Source organism: Burkholderiales bacterium (assembly GCA_036262035.1).
GTDB lineage: Bacteria > Pseudomonadota > Gammaproteobacteria > Burkholderiales > SG8-41 > JAQGMV01.
In genome coordinates, this window is sequence record DATAJS010000015.1 from 249,497 (window position 1) to 267,694 (window position 18,198).

The following is an 18,198-nucleotide window of genomic DNA, read 5'->3' on the forward strand; positions in this document are numbered from 1 at the left end:
CCTCGTCAGGAGAACGAAAGCTTCGCGGCGAGATCGGCATCGGCGCCGACGTCGGCGGAGAGGCTCGCGCCCGCCGGCGGCGACAATGCGCGGCCGCCGGGACCGAACTGCACCCCGGGGCCGATCGAGACCGCGCTGCGCGCTTCGACGAGCGGCCGCGGGTCGGGCACCGAGATCGTTCTGGCCTCCACGCGCAAGCCGCCGAACGCGCCGCCGGCCGCCGCGCCGATACCGATGCCGCCGCCGATGCCGATACCGCCGCCGACCCCGATACCACCGCCGATCGAAAGACCCGCGCCGCCGCCCGCGGAGAACGCCGCGGCGGGCGCGAGCGTCACGCTGCCGCCGACCGAGAGACCGGCTTCGGCGCTCACGCCGAACGAAGCGCCGGCGGAGATCGACGCGCCCGCTTCGATCGAAAGCCCGGCCGCGCCGCCGAAGCGCAGGCTGTCTTCCCCGTTGAGCGCGGCGATCGCGCGCGCCGCGCCGGGGGCGCCGAGATCGTTCGCGACGCTGGAGGCGCTCGGCGGATTACCTTGGTCGTTCGGCGGCACCGTCACCGCCTGCGCCTTGAGATCGCCGTCGACGCTCGCCGGCTTGTTGTGCTTGCTTTCGAACGTGACGTCCTGGCTCGTCATCGTGATGTTGATGGTCGAGCGCAGCGGCGCGCCGCTCGGCGAGAAGAAGTCGAGCGTCTCCTTGTACTGGTCGATGAGACCCTGGAAGACGTAGAGGCCCCAGCCGAACTTGACCGTGCGCGGCGCCTTGCTCTGCGGCTCGGGCTTCATGAGCTGCGCCATCTTGTCGGTCGTCTTGCGCACGTCCGCGCCGGTGTCGGTGGTGTCGAAGACGAGGTCCATCGTGAGCTTGGCGGTGCTCTGGCTCACGTGCTGTTTCTTCTTCGCGCCCGAGCCTTCCTCCTTCATCGTGTTCTGGATCGTGTATTGCAGCGACGCCGGATTGAAGTGCACGTCGACCTTGATCGCAGGCGAACCGTTCACCGATTCGAACGTCGCGAGCGCGAGCTTGGGCGTCCTGGGTGTCGGCTCGCTCACCTGGCGCCCCTCACCAGCGTGAGCCCTTCGTGCGCGAGGTGCAGCTCCTCGATGCCGACCTCGGTGCCTTTGGCGTTGAGGTCCGCCGCCTTGAACTTGACCGGCAGCGCGCGCGCGAGCCCCCACACCAGCGCGGTGTTGCCCGCGGTGTCCTGCATCGCGATCTCGGCGGACAGCCGATACGAATACGCGCCGCCCGCGACGAGCTGGAACCACTGCCACAGGTCGCGCGTCGTGGTCATGCCGCGCTTGAGGATCACCGTCGCGAACGAGACCTGGCCCACGCGCTGGGCGGGACCGTAGTTGAGCCCGCCGGCCTTGATCACCTTGGGCTCCATGGTCGCCTCGAGCCCGGTGCATTCGGCGAACGCGCCGCTGCACAGCGCGACCGCGTCGTTGCTTGCGCTGCCCGACAGCGCGTCGCGGCGGAAGGTCACCGAGAACCGGAAGACGTGCAGGGGGGCGAGCGCGTTCTCGCTCATCACGCCACCGCTCTCAACTGGACCGAGGCCGCGTTGCCCGCCTCGACCGCCAGCACGATCACGATGCGCTCGATCGACGCCGCGGGCGCGAGCGTCACTTCGGCGACGAGCCGGCCCGCGTCGATATCGTTCTGCGTCATCGTCGAACGGTTGCAGCGCACCTCGAAGGCGTCGCTGCTGGTCTCGCCGCGCAATCCGCCTTCGCGCCAGTAATCGGTGAGCAGCTCTTCCATCGCGCGCTCCAGGCGCGTCCACAGCAGCGGGCCGTTCGCTTCGAACACGAGGCTCTCGCCGAGGCGCCGCGCGGCGCGCAGCACGCTCGCGACCAGGCGGCTGACGCCGCCGGGACGCCACGCCGCGTCGGGGCTCGTCGTCACGTCGGAGACCAGCGTCCAGCCGTCGGGCTCGCGCGCGATGAGGCACACGCGCTCGGCCAGCTTCGCGGTGGGGCTGTCCGCGCCGAGCCCCCAGTCCGGAAACGGCGTCGCGCCGACCACGTCCTGGAGCGGCGTGCCGGCGACGGCGCGAAACGTGCCGCGCGCGAGCGCGCTCTGCGCGATGACGCCGGCGAGCAGCCCGTCGGCGGGCTCGAGGCGTTCGGGCAGGTCGCTCGAGCGCCGTGTCGCGATCCACGGCCACGCGAGCTGGATGAACGCGCTGGCGGCGGTGGACACCGGCGCGACGTGCACGCCTTCGTCCTCGAGCACGCCGACGCGTCGGAGATACGGCACGAGGTCGCTCTCGGCGTACACCGGCCCGTCGTCGGCGGGCCGGCGGTTGTCGCGGTCGGGCAGCGGCAGCGCGCCGACGAAGTAGCAGTCGCGGCGATGGCGCACGAGAAACTGGCGCACGTCGGCCGCGGCGAGGCGCCATGCCGCATAGCCCACGCTGTCGGCGCGCGGCGCGGCGACGCGCGTGAGTCCCAGGTCCGGCTCGGGCGCGGGCTCGTCTTCGCTGCACTCGACGAAACCTTCGGGCGGAATCGGCGGCACCTTGGTCGTCAGCGGCGGCACCGGCATCGCCGCGCACGCGTCGGCGAGGTCGGGCAGCACGACGATCGTCGCGTCGGGAAGGCCGTACAGGTGATAGAGCCCGCGCCAGGTGTTCGGCGTGAACGGATCGAAAGGCGCCGCTGCGACATCGGCGAAATCGGGCACGATCGCGCGGATGCGGTCGCGGCGCAGGTCGGCGCGTCGCTTCGCGGTCTCGATGTACGGCCAGGGATCGCCTGCGCGCACGATCACCGCGCGCCGTCCGCCGTTGGCGAAGAAGCTGCGCACCGCGGCGCCGAGATACGTCGCGCAGCGCGCGCCGCCGCTGGCCCGCAGCGGCCGCGCTTCCCACGCGAACAGCGCGTCGAAAGCGTCCCAGCTCTCCACCGTGATCGGAAGCTGCAGCGCGGACTGCAGCACGGTCTCGCTGCGTCCCCACGGACCGTGCCGCCAGCCTTGCGCTTCGAGCTCGTCGAGCACTGCCTCCGGCAGCGGCACACCGCGCCGCCGCGCGACATAACCCGCGAAGAACGCGATGTCGGTGCGGTTCGGCGCGGGCGCGACCGCCGGCGCGACGGTGGAGAAGACGAGCATGGTTACGCGGCCTCGATCTCGATCGCTTCGGCCGACAGCACCACTTCTTCCATCGCGACGTCGCCGCCGCCTTTGCCGGCGAGCGTGGGGCCGGTGTACTTCATCGGGATCACGCCGCGCAGCACCCACGACTGCACCGGCTTGTGCGCTTCGTCGAGGAGCTGGATGGTGACCGTCTTCTGCGCGGCCGGTCCCTTGGTGCGCGCGTCGCGGATCCACGCCCACAACGTCTGCGAGTTGACGATCCCCCTCTTGAGCGTGGTGTCGGCGACGGTGTGGATGCCGGGCACCTTGCGCACGTGGTTCTCTTTCTCGTCGCCGTTGCGGTACTCGGCCATCTTGATCTCCGAGCCGATGCCCGACACGTCGGAGAAGCCGCCGAACGGCGTGCCGCCGTCGAAGCTCACCAGGTAATTGAAGGCGCCGTAAGGCGCGTTGCGCTCAGCCATGGTTCATCTCCCGAAAAAATCAGCCGCGTATCGACTGTTTTGTGGTCGATGCGCGGTCAAAAATCAGCCGCGCGAATCGGCCGTCTTCTGGCCGATGCGGAAGATCACGAATTCGGCGGGCCTGATGATCGCGACGCCGATCAGGCAGACGAGCCGGCCGTTGTCGAGATCGTTCTGGGTCATCGTGCTGCGGTCGCAGCGCACGAAGAACGCTTCTTCCTGCGATGCTCCGAGCAGCGCGCCGTTGCGCCACTCGTTGTAGAGGAAGTCCGCGATCGTCTGGCGCACGTTGGCCCACAGGCGCTCGCCGTTGGGCTCGAACACCGCCCACTGCGTGCCGCGGTCGATCGACGCTTCGAGATAGTTGAAGTAGCGCCGGTCGCTCACGTATTTCCACTCGGGGTCGCTCGAGATGAGCCGCGCGCCCCACACGCGGTAGCCGCGTCCCGACAGCAGCCGCAGGCAGTTCACGCCGATGGGGTTGAGCCCTTCCTGCTGGCCGAAGTTGACGTCGACCTCGAAGCGCAGCGCGCTGCGCACGACCTCATTCGCGGGCGCCTTGTGCACGCCGCGCTGGATGTCGTTGCGCGCGTAGATGCCGGACACGAAACCGGAAGGCGGCAGCGCGATCTCGCGCGGGATGTCTTCGCGGCCCGGCCTGAACAGCGGGTTCGAGACGACGACCCACGGGTAATAGAGCGCGGCGTAGCGCGAATCCATGAGGCCGCGCAGCGTGCGCACCTGTCCGGGCGTCTGCTGCGGCGGCGTGTCGAGCACCGCGATGCGATACGCGCGGCGGCCTTCGGCGTGCGCGATCAGCGCGCCGTTGATCGCCTGCGCATCGGCGTACGCGGCCGAGCCGGGCGCCGCCACGATCGAGATGTCTTCCATGCCCGCGAGGAGCTCGAGCGCGGAGGCATAGGCCGCGCTGCCGGGCGGATCGCCGTCGGCGCCGCCGTCGAGCAGGAGGGTGCGCGTGGTGACGGCCTTCGCGTCGACGGTGAAGAGCGCCGACTGCAGCTCGCTCGGTGCGACGTCCTTGCCGACGCTGATGAAGTAGGCGTTCTGGAGCTGCTCGGCGCGGCTGTCGGGCGTCTGCTTGAGCACCGTGCCGATGTAGCGCGGATGCGAGGGATGCAGGCCGAGGTCTTCGTACGAGAGCACGTTGCCCTGCGCGCGGTCGCCGGTGCGCGGCTCGCCCGGCGGCATGTCGTCGATCGTGGTGACGATCAGCGTGATGACCCGAGGCGTGGCGCCCGCGAGCTCCGATGTGACCGCGGCAGCGCCGGCGGGATTCGCCGCGGGGTGCCACGTGCTGCCCATCTTCACGTGATGCACCGGCGTGTCGGCGGGACCGGTGCGCAGGAAGGTCCCGGGCGGCGCGTTTTCCATCACGCGGTCCGACGCCGGCGTCGAGATCTCGGTGATGTCGATGCGGCCGTTGCCGGCGCTGCCGGGGAAGCGCGCGGTGAACGCGATCGCTTCGTCCCCGGTCGCGGCGCTCGCCGCGGCGGTCGCGGCCGTCGCGTTCGAGCCCACCACCCGGCACACGTAGAGCCGCGCTCCGCCTTCGTTGAAGAACGCGCGCGCCGCGTGCGCGAGATAGTTGGTCCTGCGCACGCCGGTGTAGCCGAAGTCGCTGTACGTGCCGTAGAGGCGCTCGAAGTCGCCGTAGCTCGTGAGCATCTCGGGCTGGGTGAGGTCGTTGCTGTTCGCGCGGAAAGGACCTTTGCGCGCCGGCCCGACGAAAGCGGTCGTGCTCGTGCCCACGCCTTCGATCGATTTGGCCCGGAAGCTCGTCTCTTCGACGTATACGCCAGGGGCGAGGTATTCAGGCATGGCTTATCTCCTTGGTGTCATGCGGTGAGGTCGAGTTGCAGGGCGAGCGGGAGCTCGGCGCCGGCGGTGAGATGCACCGGCGCGGTGGTCTTCACGGCATCGGGATCGCTTTCGATGGATTCGGGATCGGGTGCCGGCAGCGCCGACGGCGCGCGGCCGAAAGCCGCGTCGGCGGCGCTGGTGCGCGCGCTGCCGTGGGCTTCGCTGTAGATCGCTTCGAACGTCGCGTCGATGCCGGTGGCGATCACGGTGTCGTCGTCGTTCTCCGACCATGTCATGACGGCGACGCCGACGACCGTCACCAGCGCTTCGCCGCGCCAGTCGGTGATGCCGCGTGCGAGCACGTCGCCGTTGGAGAGGACGCGCAGGAGCACGCCGCCGAGCGCATCGCCGCTGTCTTCGTCCGAGAGCGAGACCCGCAGCGCGGTCCAGTTGACGCCGCGCGCCGCCGACGGCGAGCGGTACATCGGGACGTCGAAGGCGCGGAAGAGCGAATTGGCGTTGGCGGCGTTACCCGGATCCGCGTCGCGCGGCAGCGCGACCGTCGCACGGCGCGCGAGATAGAAACCCGACGGATCGTCGACCGTGAGGCTGGCTTCGACGCTGCCGAGCGCCGGCGTGGCCGGCGCTTCGAAGTACGACTCGGCGTGCGCGGCGAGATCGGGATGGCGGCGGATGACGGTGAGCCCGCTGCGGTTGCGCGTGAGCTCGACGCCGGCCTCGCCGGTGACGCGCAGCGGCGTCTCGATCGCAAGGCCGGTCGCGGCATCGACGAAGCGCACCGCACCGAGCACGCGCGCTTCGACGCGCTCGACTTCGCGCACGTGAACGATCATGCGTCGGCCTCCACGCCGTAGCGCAGGCGCGTCGCGACGACCGGCCGGTACTCGGCGGTCTCGTCGGGATCGATGCGCACCAGGCGCGCGATATAGCTTGCCGACAGCCGGTAGCCCGGATCGAGCGCGTCCCAGATGCGCATCAGGTCTTCCAGCTCGAGCTCGTGCGGCACGATCTGCACCGCTTCGTCGCGCGCCCAGCCGGCTTCGGGCGAGAGCGTGGACGCATCGAGCAGCGGATGCTCGTGGAGCTGGCGCAGCGCCCACGCGAAGATGACCTGCTCGTCGGCGGCGGTGCCGCCCCACGCGGTGAGCAGGTAATGCAGGTCGACCGTGAGCGGCGAGATGCCCGCTTTGGACGTGTGCGGCTGCATCTGGCGCGTGTGCTCGTTGGCGGTCGCGCGATAGAGGAGCAGCGTGATGCGCGTGGGCTCCTCGTCGATGTCGCCCGCGAGCGAGCCGCACGAGATCGCTTCGAACGTGCACGACGGCATCGTCCGACCCGCGATCTGCGCGGGGTAGGTATTGCGCAGATAAGTCGCGATCGAGTTTCCGACCGAATGGATCGCGAAGACGTTTGCCATGTAGCTTTTTCGTCGCCCTTTCCAGCTGAATCGTCGGGCTTCGCCCGCGATTCAGTTCTCGTTATGCATTTGCGGCGCAAAGTAGGTTTCCACTTTGCGCCGGTTAATTTCCGATCGCGCTGTTCGCGCGGTAGATCACGCGGCCGTCGGGCAGCGTCTCGCGCTCGACCAGGCGGTTGCGATGCAGGCTGCGCAGCGCTTCCGCGACCGCCGGAGCGTTCGTGCCGATGCCCATCTCCGGCATCCACCATTCGGCGATGCCTTCTTCGCTGTCGGCCGCATCGGGATGCAGCGCGAGATAGCGCAGGATCGCGTCGGCTACCGCAACGCCCGCGTCGGGCGGCTCGCCCACGTGCGCCTCCTGTCAGCGTGCGACGGGCTGCGCTTTACGCGAGCTTCGTGCCAGCTTCGTGCATTGCCGCTAACTCCGCGCGCCACAAGGACAAAGCGATGCGGTGTGCGTTTGTGCGTGCGTTCGTGCGGGTCGCGCCTGCCGTCGGAGATCGTCCGACAAACTCGATGCGATGTTCTTGAGAATCAGAAGGCAAGTGCCGCTGGGGCGCAGCGGACCCGTGGCGGGGCGGTTTGGACCCGGTGGTGTGTACGAAAGAGTGACGGATGAAGCGGTGACGGGTGAAGCAGTGACGATTACGCCGAATACATCTCGCGATCGATGCCGTACTTCTTGAGCAGCTTGCCGAAGCTTCGGCGCTCCTTGCCGCACTGGCGCGCGGCGAGCGTGACGTTGCCTTCGGCGGCGCAAAGCGCCTGCTGGAGATAGCTCTTCTCGAAGCGCGCGATCGCGTCGGCTTTGGCTTTCGCGAACGAGCGCGCGGCATTGGCGGGCTCGGCTGCGATCGACGGCGATGCGTCGGGCCCGAAGACGTGCTGCGGGTCGATCGACAGCGTCGGTCCTTCGCACAGCAGGAGCTCGCGGTGGATCAGGTTCTCGAGCTCGCGCACGTTGCCCGGCCAGCGGTGCTCGGAGAGCACTCTGAGCGATTGGACGTCGAGCGTGGGCGCCGGCTTGCCGTATTGCGCGGCGAGCTTGCGCAACATGTGCAGCGCGAGCAGCTCGACGTCGCCGGCGCGGTCGCGCAACGCGGGCATCGCGACGGTGAGTATCGCGAGACGATAGAGGAGGTCGTGGCGGAACGCGCCCGAGCGCACGAGATCGGGCAGCGCGACGTTGGTGGCGGCGACGATGCGCACGTCGGCGCGCACCGCGGCGCGCGCGCCGAGCGGCCGGTACAGCCCGTCCTGGAGGAAGCGCAGCAGCACGACCTGTCCCTTGGCCGAGATCGCCTCGATCTCGTCGAGGAAGAGCGTGCCGCCTTCGGCGCGCGCGACGAGCCCGGTCTGCGCTTCGCGCGCGTCGGTGTACGCGCCGCGCGCGTGGCCGAAGAGCTCGTTCTCGATGAGCGAATCGGGAAGCGCACCGCAATTGACGGGGATGAACGGCTGGCTCGCGCGATCGCCGAGATAGTGGATCGCGCGCGCCGCAAGCTCCTTGCCGGTGCCGGTCTCGCCCTGGATGAGCACGGTCGCGCTACATGCCGCGAACTTCCGGATGAGGGCGACCGAGGCGGCGAAAGCCTGCGACTGCCCGACGAGGTGGAAATCGCTCTTGTCCATGCGCTTACATCCCGCGAGCCGAGCTCCAGCAGCGTCTGGGCGCCGGTGCGATCCGCAAATGAGACACGAACAGCAACTTATATACCTCGCATGATGCTATTTCAATGACACCCGAGGGCATAAGCCGCGATGTTTCGCATCGTGCACGCATGCGGCGACATGCGGACGACATGCGCGAGATATCACGACACGTAATTGAACAAGTTGACGCGGCTGCTCAAACGTTGAGCAGCGCGGCCGAAGCTACAATCGATCGTCCGATACCCCTGAAGGAAATGTAGAGATGAGCACTGACAAGTCGCCGCTGCTCGCTCACGCGACGCGCGATCTCGCGCGCTTCGGCGCGAGCCTCCAGTACACCGGGATCCCCGCCGACGCGGTCGAGCGCATCAAGCTCTCGATCCTCGACAGCATCGGCTGCTGTCTGTACGGCGCGACGCTGCCGTGGACCCGCAAGGTCGCGGACCTCGCCGATCTCGAGCGCGCGCAAGGCGTGGCGTCCTATATCGGCTTCGGACGCAAGAGCTCGGCTTCGCTGGCGTGCCTCGTCAACGGCACCTCGGGCCACGCGTTCGAGCTCGACGACATCCACAAGGAATCGATCATCCACGCCGGATCGATCGCCACGCCGGTCGCGCTCGCGCTCGCCGAGATGCAGGGCAACGCGTCCGGCAAAGACCTGATCACCGCCATGGTCGCGGGCTACGAGATCGGCCACCGCGTCGGCTCGGCGGCCACGATGAGCCTCTTCTTCCGTGGCTTCCACCCGCAGGGCACGTCGGGCGCGTTCGTCGCGGCGGCGACCGCGGCGCGTGCGCTCGGGCTGGACGCCGACCGGTTCCAGCACGCGCTCGGCATCGTCGGGTCGCAGGGCGGCGGACTCATGGCGGCGCAGGAAGGCGCGATGGTGAAGCGGTTCCACAGCGGACGCGCGGCGCAGAGCGGCGTGTATTCGGCGCTGCTCGCGCGCGACGGCTTCACGGGGATACCGGACGTGCTCGAAGCGCCGTACGGCGGCTATCTGACGACGCACTCGGACGAGCCGAACCCGCCGCGCCTCACCGAAGGCCTGGGCACCAAGTGGGAGACGCTGCAGGTGGGCTACAAGCCGCACGCGAGCGTCACCAGCATCCACACCGCGCTCGACGGCCTCGGCGACATCATGAACGAGCACAAGCTCGTTGCCGAAGACATCGCCCGACTGGAGACCGGACTCTCGCCGATGACCCACGTGCACTGCGCGTGGGAATACAAGGCGCAGGGCGTGACCGCGGCGCAGATGAACCTTTATTACGGGCTGGCGGTGATCGCGATCGACGGCGTCGCGTTCACCGAGCAGTACCACGAGTCGCGCCTGCGCGATCCGCGCATCCTCGACTTCGTGACGCGCGTGACCGCGTACGTCGATCCCGAGATCGAGAAGATGGGCGCGAAATACCGCCACGCGGCGCGCGTGAAGCTGACGACGCGCGACGGGCGCGTGTTCGAGAAGCTCTTGCTGGACCGCCGCGGCAGCCCCGAGAACCCGCTGTCGCGCGAGGACATCGAGCGCAAGTTCAAACACGTGGTCGCGCCGTGCGTCGATGCTGCGCGGGCGCAGCGTATCGTCGAGACCGTGGCACGGCTCGAGCGGCTCCAGTCAATCGGCCAGCTGATCGATCTCATCGGGCCTGCCACGGTGACATGATCGCACGCGCAGCGGCTCCGACGGCAAGACGACCTCCGCCCGGTTGCAGTACGCCGACATGAACGACCCGCGAAAGAGCTACGAGGCATTCTGCGAGCGTGCGCTGCCTCGGCTGCGGCGATATCTGCTGCGTCATTTTCGCCCGCTGAGTGCGGATCACGAAGACATATTGCAGGACGCGCTCGCCGACCTGTTCGCATTCGTGCAGCGCCGGAACGACGTGCTGTCGCAGGATGACGAGCTGATGGCGCTCGCCTACGCGATAACGAAGCGGCGTGCCGCGGACCGGTACCGCGGGGCAGTGAGGCGCGCGGCAAGCGAGCTCAACGCGGCGTCCACCATCGCAGAGGTCGAGGAGCACGACGTTCGCTTCCGCTATCGCGAGCTATTGTCGGCGGTGCTGCTGTTGCTGACGGACCTGTCGGAGTCCGATCAGCAGTTATTGCTGCGCGAGCAGCTCTCCTCAGGCGACAAACTGGAGGCGCTCACGCCGGCGGAGCGCAAACGGCTCAGCAGGTTGCGGCAGATGTTGCGGGAGCGTCTGCGCGCCCGGTTTGGTTCGGATCCCTACGAGTACCTCGGAGGATAGGTCCATGGCGAATACCGTTGCCAGGCTGGCCCAGGTGATCCACGTCACGGATCTGCACATGTGTCGCGACTACAAGGACCGGCGCGCGCTCGAAGCGGAGTGCCGGAACGGCCGGCTTGCATTCGCGCGCGCGCGCTTGGCGGTGCGCGACGCGGTCGACAGGTTGGATCTCTATGGCTGGCGCGAAGGCACACTCGACGAAGATGTCGGAGCGGAAGATGCATTCGGCAGGTATTTGACGGAACTTCCCGGCAGCGCGCCGGAGTGGTTCGGCGGAGGCGGAGAGGCCGTGCCGGCTACGTGGCTCGTGGATACCGGCGACCTGACCACCTACGGGGACGCCGTCTCGATGACGCGCGGGCGCACCCAGCTCGAGGGATGGTCGACCGCACTGCCCGGCTGCCGGTTGCGCTCGATCTTCGGGAACCACGATGCGTGGCCGGGCACGCAGCCGGCATTTCTCGCGGGCGGTTCAGCGTGGGTCGAGATCGAAGAAGCCCAGCGTCGACGGGTGCGCGAATGGCAGGAGTGGCAGAGCGAACGGTGGCTGACGCCACTCGTCAGCCCCCAGGTCGAGGATCCATGGCGCCCCGGCGACAAGATACGGGTGGAGCTCTATGCCGTGGATTCGGTGCGTTTCGACTGGTGGGCCAATTCGCGTGCGATCGGGAGCGTCGGGAAAGAGGCGCGCGACACGCTCGTGCGCGAGATCGAGTCGCAGTCCGGGCGATCCTGCGGCCGCGCGTTACGAGTACTGGCGATCCACCACCCGATCGCCTTTCCGTTCCAGCTCGGTGAGCGGCGTATCAGATCGCTGCTGTTTACGCTGCAGCAAATGTGTCTCGACGGCGGCGATGGATTCGCGCGCGAGCTACAGCAACCGCTGCACGCGTCGCACGGCGACAGTCCGCGGATCCACGTGGTGCTCAGCGGGCACACACACGCCGCTTTCCCCGGGACCGGTCTGCCCGACAACGTCAAGGAGATCTACCAGGGCGATCTCGGCGCGAAGCAGCTTCAGCTCGTCGGCGGGCCGCTCATGCTGGTGCGATCGAGCAAGGCGGTCCGGAGCGGCGCGGGCGACGATCCGGAGCCGCGAGACCGGAAGAAGTATCCGGCGGCGACGATATTTCCGCACAGCCGCCAGTTCCAGCAGTTGCGGTTCGAGATCGACCCGCGCTACCGCGATTCGGTGCGTTTGAATCGGGTGGTGCTCGCCTATCACGCGGGCATCGCGGAATACGCGGAGCTGGACGACCTCGGCTCGACGACGACGCTGCCCTTATAGCGCTTGCCCGCAACCCGCGGCCTTCACAAGTGCAGGTAGTGGCTCGCGAGATTGCCGAACGCGTCGTAGGCGAGCTTCTTCGATTTTTCGCCGCTGACGCTGAACGTCGTGTCGAGCACGACCTGCATGTTGTAGTCCGCTCGCACGTGCTTCTCGAATTTGAGCGGCGGCATGATCCGCGCCGCGACCGCGTGGCTATAGAGGTCAACACCGACCTGCCTCGATACCCCTGCGTCCACACAGTAGTCGTGGAGGTTTTCGAGTATTTTCGTGCGCTGCTCGCCGATTCTGCGCTTGCGCTCGGCGGCGTCCAGTCCGACCCAGCTGCCGTATCGGTCCGCGCCCTCTTCCACCATGTTCATGAAGCGCAGGTCGGCCATTCTCACCGGGTCGACTTTGCTGTTGGAGAAGTGCTTCCATGTTCCGTCGGGATTTTGGTAGATCAGCAGGACCGCTCCCAGCAAATCGTCCCTGACTTTGGTGGCTGGATTGGGTATCAGCCAGCCCCGCACCTCCTGCAGGATGCCGCGGTAGCGCTGTCGCAGCTCCGCCATCAGGGCGTCGGTGTCCGCCTTTTGGCGCCGCTCGTGTTCGGCGCGCGCGAGCTCCGCGGCACGCGCGGGGTCGCTCACCAGCAGGTATGGATACTCTGCGCCAGTGCGTAACGGGACGATGAAAAGCCGAGTGGCGAGGGCGATCGGCGCGGGAGCCGCAGCCTCGTAAAAGTGGGCCTCCAGCGAATCCTTGAAGCGCCGGAACGCGCCCATGACGATCCCGTCATCGACGCCATAGACCCCGAAATCGACGCTCTTGCAGAGATCCTGCAACGCGACCAAACCCGGGAGCATGCTTTCATTCAACGGCGACTCCGCACGCTCTCGCGCTTCGCGGGCGAGGCGGTCCAGCCAGCGCCCTACGACGACCTGGGAGAGCACGTCGGACGCCGAGTCAACCTCCTGCTGGAGCGCAGCCGCGTCCAGCCGTCCGTTCGCAGCAGCGATCTCGACGCGCAATTGCTCGAGAAGCCGGCGCTCCTCGGTTTCGGTTTCGGCAGACGTTACCGCGGTCCCGATCAAGCCTTCGAGCGTCCCTTTCGCAGATTGCAGCCACTGCTCGGCGACTGCCTTCTCGAAGTCGTTCCTGAAGGCGTCCGCCATGTCGGGACGGAGCTCCGTGGCGAATTTGCCGACGAGCGCTTCGAAAAGCCGGCTGAGCTCATTGAACTCCCCGGCCGCATATTTCCTGGCCACCAATCCCCCTTTCCGTGCCGTGGGCACGACAATCCGGGTTACTCAGAGCTATATCGCGCCGGCACCCGAATCGTGACACGCTCATCGCCCCATGGCTCGCCGGCGTCGCCCCGGGACGACGGATCGAGCCGCCAGAGCGACTCGATGGACTCGACCTGCAACGCGCGGTTCCCGATAGTAGATAACATTTGCGTGCCTGCCGAGGCACTGATCCCGGGCCTGTTTTTCATTGCCGCTGCGCCCGTCAAACTCGTAAGGTGGTAAGGGAGGACGATGGCTCCGCTCGACGTCGTTCAGGAAGTGCGCTTCGCGGTCGTCATGTACGGCGGCGTGTCGCTCGCGATCTACATCAACGGCGTCGCGCAGGAGCTGCTCAACCTCGTCCGGGCGACGGGCTATGCCGACGGCGATCCCTCGCGCAGCGCCGGTGCGCTGCCCGCGGCGGACCTGAAGAGCACCGAAAGAATCTACCGCAAGCTCGCGTACCTCGCGGGCAGCCGCGCGCTTCGCGAGGATTACCGGCAGTGGCTCGCGGACGCCGGCAACCCCGCCCGCAAAGCCGCGCCCGAAGTCGATCGCTGCGTCGACACCGACGCCACGATCGGCACGCGCTTCGTCATCGACATCCTGTCGGGCACGTCCGCGGGCGGCATCAACGCGATCTTCCTCGCCAAGGCGATGGCGAAGGACAAGTCGATCGCGGGCCTGAAGAACCTGTGGGTGAAGGAAGGCGACCTCGGCAGCCTCATCAACGACAAGAAATCGCTGGCCGGCATGACGAACGTCGAGCTCGTCGACCCGCCGCGCTCGCTGCTCAACAGCCGGCGCATGTATTACAAGCTGCTCGGCGCTTTTCGCGACGTCGACAAGTCGCGCGCCGATCTTCCGGCCGCGGCGGTGTCGCCGTACGTCGACGAGCTCGATCTCTACGTCACGACCACCGACCTCTACGGCGTCGCGCTGCCGATCCGCCTCGCCGACCGCGTGGTGTACGAGAAGCGCCACCGCAACGTCTTCCACTTCCGCTACGGCGCCGGCGGCCTCACGCCGGAGGCCGACGATTTCACCGCGGGCCACAATCCGTTCCTCGCGTTCGCCGCGCGCTGCACCTCGTCGTTCCCGTTCGCGTTCGAGCCGATGTGCCTCGAGGACGTCGACGCGGTGTGCAAGACGTCGGCCGGCTTCGGACCCGGGCCGGTGGCGCCGGACCCGAAGTGGCGGCGCTATTTCACCGAGAGCTTCGGCTCGGCCGCGAACTACGACGACCTCGATTTCCTGCACCGGCCGTTCGGCGACGGCGGCTATCTCGACAACAAGCCGTTCACCTACGTGACCGAGACGCTCGCGCGGCGCTACAGCAACTATCCGGTCGACCGCAAGCTGCTCTATATCGAGCCTTCGCCGGAGCATCCGGAGGAAGGCGCGGACCTGCTGTCGCGGCCCAACGCGCTGCGCAACGTGTACGGGGCGCTGATGGACCTGCCGCGGCAGGAGACGATACGCGAGGACCTGCAGCGCCTGCTCGACCGCAATCGCCTGATCGAGCGCGCGGACCGCACGCTCAACCAGGTCCGCAACGACATCTTCAAGGCCGATCGCGAAGCGCCGGGCGTCGAGCGCACCGACTGGCGCGACAAGTACCTGCCCGACACGATCGATACCTACGGCATCGCGTACATCCCGTACCGCCGCATGCGCATCGCCGACGCCACCGACACGCTGGCGCGCTGCTTCACCAGGGCGGCGCGGTTCGACACGACCTCGGACGAGTTCCTCGCGGTGCGCGCGATCATGCACGTGTGGCGCGTCGCCCATTACTCGGACTACCGCGAGGAAGGGCGTCCCAGCGTCAACGCGTTCCTCGACGATTTCGACCTGGGCTTTCGCGTGAGGCGTATGACCTTCGTGCGCCGCCAGATCGACCTGTTGCACCGCGTGAGCGATTCCACGCGCGAGGCGCTCGAAGACCCCGACGCGAGCGGCGAGCTGCAGAACGCGTATCGCCATCTCAAGCGTTACGGCTACGACTACGACACGACCCACAAGCGGATCTTCAAGCAGGCGTTGACCGCGCTCAAACAGACGCTCAACACGGTCGAGCACCAGCTGCAGCGCGCGCGCGTGGCGATCGAGGAAGGCGCGCAGCAGTCCGGCGGCGCGGGCGGCGCGCTTCCGGCGCTGCCGGCGGCGGTGCAGACGCTGGGCATCGCCAGGCTGCATCTGAAGTTCATCCTGGGGCTGCAATGGGATCCGGCGTGGTCCGCCAGGCTGCCCGACGTCGCGCACATGGCGGCGATCGTCGCCTCGGCAGCGTACTCGCAGGCGGTGACGAACGAGGAGCGCGAGGCCCGCGTGCGCGAGCTCCTCGCCGATCCGGCCGCTTACGGCCTGCCGGCTTCGTTCGCGCTCGACCTCGAGTCGACCGCCGAAGGGCTCAAAGCCTATCTCTACGACGTGTTCGACCAGGCGTTCAACGGCGTGAAGAGCGTGCTCGATCCCGCGACCGCGGCGCCGGACCGCGATCCGGTGGAAGCGGCGGTCGGCAGCTACCTCTGGAACGAGTTTCTCAACTTCGAGGACTACGACCAGGTCACGTTCCCCATCCTCTACGGCACCGACGTCGGCGAGGCCGAGCCGGTGCGCATCTACCGCATCAGCCCCGAGGATGCGACGCGCATCGTCAACGAGCGCGAGCAGCGGCGGCACAAGCTCGCGGGGACGTCGCTCTTCAACTTCGGCGGCTTCCTCGACGAGGCGTGGCGCGAGAACGACATCATGTGGGGACGGCTCGACGGCGTGGAAAGGCTCGTCACCGCGGTGCTGCCCGATCTCGCGGACGAGCCGCTGCGTGCGCACCTCATCGAGGAGGCGCACGTGGCGATCCTCGACGAGGTCGCGCAATCGGCGCGGCGCAGGGACATCGGCGGCGCCATCGCCAAAAGCCTCTTCAGGACGCCGTCCCCCGACGCCGACATCCTGCGCGCGGAAGAGCACGCGCGCCGGCAAAGGGAGCGCGACGTCGAGCGCGTGGTGAACGGCATGCTGACCGGGCGCCAGCTGTTGAGGGTGATGCGCGAGGACTACGCGGTGGACCGCCGGCTCGATCCCAAGCCGGTGCTCGAATGGGTGTCGCGCTCGACGCAGGTCGTGGGCAAGATGTTCGAGGACATCGCGCGCCAGGCGCGCTCGGGCGAGCAATCGAAGCACCTCGCGTGGGTGGCGCGCTTCGGCGGCGTGTTCTGGGGACTGGTCCAGCTCGCGGTGCCGGGGTCGCTCAAGAACCTGCTCTTCTATCACTGGTTCAAGGTGCTCGTCGCGTTCGAGGCGCTGATCCTCGCCGGCGGGCTCGTGCTGAACCATGACGCCGCCGCTCACTTCGGCTGGCTGTCGCTGTCGCTCACGCTGCTCGTCGGGCTCACCGTCACCGTGCTCGGCGACCTCATGCGCTTGAAGCGCGGTTGGCTGTACGCTTCGCTGGGACTCGTCGTGCTGGCGGTGCTCGGCTTCGCGGTGCTCGGCATCGACCGCGTCTTCGACCTCGAGTGGTTCCGGCTTTGGTCTTAAACTGCGGTCGTCACCACAACGGAGAAGAGCGATGGGTGAGCACGTCGGGGGAAGCTGTCTGTGCGGCACCGTGAAGTTCACGGTCGCCGGTCCTTACACCGCATTCCGCTACTGTCATTGCAGCCGCTGCCGCAAGGCGTCGGGCAGCGCGCATGCGGCGAACCTGGTGGTGCCGAAGTCGCAGTTCGAATGGCTCGCCGGCGAGTCGTCGATCAAGCGCTACGACCTGCCGGGCGCGCAGCGCTTCTCGGTGTGGACGTGCACCGAGTGCGGGACGCGCGTTCCGCATGCGATCCGCACGCGTGACGACATGCTGGTGCCGGCGGGCACGCTCGACGGCGATCCGGGCCTGCGGCCCGAGCACAGCATCTTCTGGGATTCCAGGGCGCCGTGGTACGTCGAATGCGGCGACATGCCCCACTTCACCGAATACGCGGGCTGACATGTTCACGCGCATCGACCACCTCATGATCTGCGTGCCCGACCTCGCGCGCGCGATCGGGCAGTACCGCAAGCTCGGCTTCAACATGTACGAAGGCGGCGTGCATCCGGGCAAAGGCACGCACAACGCGATCGCTTACAACGACGCCGATTACGTCGAACTCCTCGGCATACGTGACGAGGCCGAGGCGCAGGCCGCACGGTCGTGGAGCCCGAGCGGCACGCCGCTGCCGGACTTCATCGCCGCGGGCGGCGGCATCCGCTACGTCGTGATCCAGAGCGACGATCTCGCCGCCGACGTCGCGGCGATGCGCACGCGCGGGGTCGACGTGAGCGATGCGATGGAAGGCTCGCGGCGCACGCCCGCGGGTGCGGCGTTGAGCTGGAAGCTCGCGGTGCCGGGACCTGCCAATCCGCTGCCGCTCTTCTTCATCGAGCACGTGACCGCGCTGGAGGAGCGCCGGCGCACGGTGCCCGTCGCGGGCGGGCATCCCAACGGCGTGTACACGCTCGAGCGCGCTTACGTCGCGGTGAACGATGCTGAAAGCGCGGCGGCGGTGTATGCGAAAGTACTCGGCATTCCCCAGCCGCCGCTGCAAAAAGGCACGGTCATCATGTCGAACATGGCGGTGTTCCAGATCGGCCCGAACGGGCTCGGCATCGCGCAGCCTTACGCGGACGGTCCGGCGTCGGAGTGGCTGAAGCAGCGCGGTCCCGGCCCTTTCCAGGCGCTCTATCGCACGACGAGCATGGGCGCGGCGGCGAAGTGGATGGCGGAGCAGGGTCTGCCGCCGCTCGCCCGCGGCGTGCGCAACACCGGCGAGCACGCGATGCTCGCGACGCCGGACGTGGCGTGCGGCGCGTATATAGGCTTCGTCGGGCCGGAGTGAGCATCGTCGTCCCCGCGCAGGCG

At 68.1% G+C, this 18,198-nt stretch carries 16 protein-coding genes; 6 read left to right on the top strand and 10 right to left on the bottom strand.

Features of this window, described 5'->3' with window-relative positions; translation table 11 throughout:
- Positions 1-5 precede the first annotated feature (5 nt).
- The 9 genes from VHP37_19770 to VHP37_19810 form a co-directional block, all read right to left on the bottom strand.
- Positions 6-1,055, bottom strand: a complete 1,050-nt coding sequence (locus VHP37_19770; GenBank protein HEX2828602.1) for a hypothetical protein — start codon at positions 1,053-1,055, stop codon at positions 6-8.
- On the bottom strand, positions 1,052-1,537 hold the full coding sequence (locus VHP37_19775) for a phage tail protein (GenBank protein ID HEX2828603.1): 486 nt from the start codon (positions 1,535-1,537) through the stop codon (positions 1,052-1,054). The genes VHP37_19770 and VHP37_19775 overlap by 4 nt, the downstream gene beginning before the upstream one ends.
- The gene (locus VHP37_19780; protein ID HEX2828604.1) at positions 1,537-3,123 is read right to left on the bottom strand and encodes a phage tail protein; all 1,587 of its coding nucleotides are present in this window, start codon (positions 3,121-3,123) and stop codon (positions 1,537-1,539) included. The genes VHP37_19775 and VHP37_19780 overlap by 1 nt, the downstream gene beginning before the upstream one ends.
- A 2-nt stretch (positions 3,124-3,125) precedes the next feature.
- Entirely contained in the window at positions 3,126-3,572 is a 447-nt protein-coding gene (locus VHP37_19785) for a phage tail protein (GenBank protein ID HEX2828605.1), read from the bottom strand.
- Between the two features lie 63 nt (positions 3,573-3,635).
- Entirely contained in the window at positions 3,636-5,411 is a 1,776-nt protein-coding gene (locus VHP37_19790) for a phage tail sheath subtilisin-like domain-containing protein (protein HEX2828606.1), read from the bottom strand.
- A gap of 17 nt (positions 5,412-5,428) precedes the next feature.
- Entirely contained in the window at positions 5,429-6,247 is an 819-nt protein-coding gene (locus VHP37_19795; GenBank protein HEX2828607.1) for a hypothetical protein, read from the bottom strand.
- Positions 6,244-6,831: a DUF4255 domain-containing protein gene (locus VHP37_19800; GenBank protein HEX2828608.1), complete on the bottom strand. Its 588-nt coding sequence runs from the start codon at positions 6,829-6,831 to the stop codon at positions 6,244-6,246. The genes VHP37_19795 and VHP37_19800 overlap by 4 nt, the downstream gene beginning before the upstream one ends.
- Positions 6,832-6,934: 103 nt before the next feature.
- On the bottom strand, positions 6,935-7,183 hold the full coding sequence (locus VHP37_19805) for a hypothetical protein (GenBank protein HEX2828609.1): 249 nt from the start codon (positions 7,181-7,183) through the stop codon (positions 6,935-6,937).
- 296 nt (positions 7,184-7,479) lie between these two features.
- Positions 7,480-8,466, bottom strand: a complete 987-nt coding sequence (locus VHP37_19810; protein HEX2828610.1) for a sigma-54 dependent transcriptional regulator — start codon at positions 8,464-8,466, stop codon at positions 7,480-7,482.
- A gap of 283 nt (positions 8,467-8,749) precedes the next feature.
- On the opposite strand from VHP37_19810, the gene VHP37_19815 reads away from it, so the two are divergent.
- From VHP37_19815 to VHP37_19825, 3 genes are read left to right on the top strand one after another with little or no spacing between them, the layout of a single operon-like run.
- On the top strand, positions 8,750-10,153 hold the full coding sequence (locus VHP37_19815) for an MmgE/PrpD family protein (GenBank protein HEX2828611.1): 1,404 nt from the start codon (positions 8,750-8,752) through the stop codon (positions 10,151-10,153).
- 58 nt (positions 10,154-10,211) lie between these two features.
- On the top strand, positions 10,212-10,742 hold the full coding sequence (locus VHP37_19820) for a hypothetical protein (GenBank protein HEX2828612.1): 531 nt from the start codon (positions 10,212-10,214) through the stop codon (positions 10,740-10,742).
- A gap of 4 nt (positions 10,743-10,746) precedes the next feature.
- Complete coding sequence (locus VHP37_19825) at positions 10,747-12,030, top strand: hypothetical protein (GenBank protein ID HEX2828613.1); 1,284 nt, start codon at positions 10,747-10,749, stop codon at positions 12,028-12,030.
- Between the two features lie 23 nt (positions 12,031-12,053).
- Here the strand turns inward: VHP37_19825 and VHP37_19830 are convergent, their stop codons facing one another.
- Entirely contained in the window at positions 12,054-13,280 is a 1,227-nt protein-coding gene (locus tag VHP37_19830) for a hypothetical protein (protein HEX2828614.1), read from the bottom strand.
- A 273-nt stretch (positions 13,281-13,553) separates the two neighbouring features.
- Between VHP37_19830 and VHP37_19835 the strand changes: the two genes are divergently transcribed.
- Genes VHP37_19835 through VHP37_19845 form a run of 3 tightly spaced genes read left to right on the top strand, consistent with a single transcriptional unit; the run spans position 13,554 to position 18,175 of the window.
- On the top strand, positions 13,554-16,844 hold the full coding sequence (locus tag VHP37_19835; GenBank protein ID HEX2828615.1) for a patatin-like protein: 3,291 nt from the start codon (positions 13,554-13,556) through the stop codon (positions 16,842-16,844).
- A gap of 31 nt (positions 16,845-16,875) precedes the next feature.
- Complete coding sequence (locus tag VHP37_19840) at positions 16,876-17,286, top strand: GFA family protein (protein HEX2828616.1); 411 nt, start codon at positions 16,876-16,878, stop codon at positions 17,284-17,286.
- Position 17,287: 1 nt separating this feature from the next.
- Positions 17,288-18,175, top strand: coding sequence for a VOC family protein (locus VHP37_19845; protein HEX2828617.1), 888 nt, complete (start codon positions 17,288-17,290; stop codon positions 18,173-18,175).
- Positions 18,176-18,198 lie beyond the last annotated feature (23 nt).